Source organism: Lysinibacillus sp. UGB7 (assembly GCF_049058285.1).
In the GTDB taxonomy this organism is placed as follows: domain Bacteria; phylum Bacillota; class Bacilli; order Bacillales_A; family Planococcaceae; genus Lysinibacillus; species Lysinibacillus sphaericus_B.
Genome location: NZ_JBMGUV010000088.1, coordinates 1 through 1,286 on the forward strand (window position 1 = coordinate 1; position 1,286 = coordinate 1,286).

The following is a 1,286-nucleotide window of genomic DNA, read 5'->3' on the forward strand; positions in this document are numbered from 1 at the left end:
GGGACTGACCCCTGTATATAAGACAGAGATCAAAAAAGCATTTACCCAACCAGTTGTCGGTATTGTACCGGCGACTGGTTGTTTAGTTTCGCTTGTATTCGGATATAGTTATAATACTTTATATAGTCTTTGACAGTTTGTTCTACGATTGCTGTCGTAGTACTCCTTAAACTGTCTAAGTAAAATGTTTCAGACTTTAATGCAGAATGAAACGATTCAATTGGGGCATTATCAGCGGGCGTACCTTTACGAGACATGCTCATGGTAATGCCTTTCCCTTTTACGGCCTGTTGATATCGATAAGACGTGTACACCGAACCTTGGTCACTGTGTAGTGTACACCCATCGGGTAAAGTACCTAGTTGGGATAAGGTATTCAACACGAAATCAGTATCTTGGCAATCACCAATCGAATAGGCGATAATCTCGCCATTATATAAATCTTGAATACTTGAAAGATACAATTGTTTCTGACCAAATGGCAAGTAAGTAATATCGGTAACGAGCTTTTGTAAAGGTGCAGTTGCCTCAAAATTACGGTTCAATAAATTATCTGCGATATAGTAGGGTTGGCCAGTTTGTTTCCGTTTTTTTACTTTTACTCGACACTGCCAACCATATTTTTGCATGATGCGTTGTACGACTTTATGATTCACGTGTATTTCTTGGCGTAAGAGTGCAGTAATTTTCCGATAACCATATCGGAATTTATGTTTACGGCAGAGTTCTCCAATATGTCGTTCAATCGCCTGACGAGACCTTGCATCCGTAGATGCCTGTTTCCAACGATAGTAGGTAGATCGTGCAATTCCTAAATGTGCACATATATCCTTCACACACAACGTTTCTTTTAGCGTCTCTACTAACTGTACAGCTACTTCTCCAACCACTTCCTCTCCAACTCTGCGTACTTTTTTAAAACCTCAATTTGTTGCTTTAAATAACGGTTCTCCATTACTAATTTTGTTTGCTCATTCTCATGTTCAGGACCTTTATCAAAGGTATATTGTTTACCTACAGGTTGTTCAAATCGGTGTATTTCTCCGTTTCTATACCAACGCATCCATGTTTCCACTTGTGTTTTATGCCTTATATTTAATTCAATTAAAACCTGCTTCGTTGGTATACCAGCCAATCGCATCTCAATAGCCTTCATTTTTACTTCGTATGGATAACTCACTCTTGTTCCCATAGAAAAAACACCTCCTAATTGAAGTTTAGGTATCTAAACCCGAATTCAATCGAAGATGCTTTTTTTATTTGTCTATACTTTTGGGGTCAGTCCC

1 protein-coding gene is annotated in these 1,286 nt (G+C 38.6%); it reads right to left on the reverse strand.

Annotated elements, in window-relative coordinates; genetic code table 11:
• Nucleotides 1-41: 41 nt before the first annotated feature.
• A protein-coding gene (locus ACOMCU_RS27980; RefSeq protein WP_219364681.1) for an IS3 family transposase occupies nucleotides 42-1,192 on the reverse strand; the annotation gives its coding sequence in 2 pieces (ribosomal slippage) (nucleotides 42-919 and nucleotides 919-1,192; 1,152 coding nt in all).
• Between the last annotated feature and the right edge of the window lie 94 nt (nucleotides 1,193-1,286).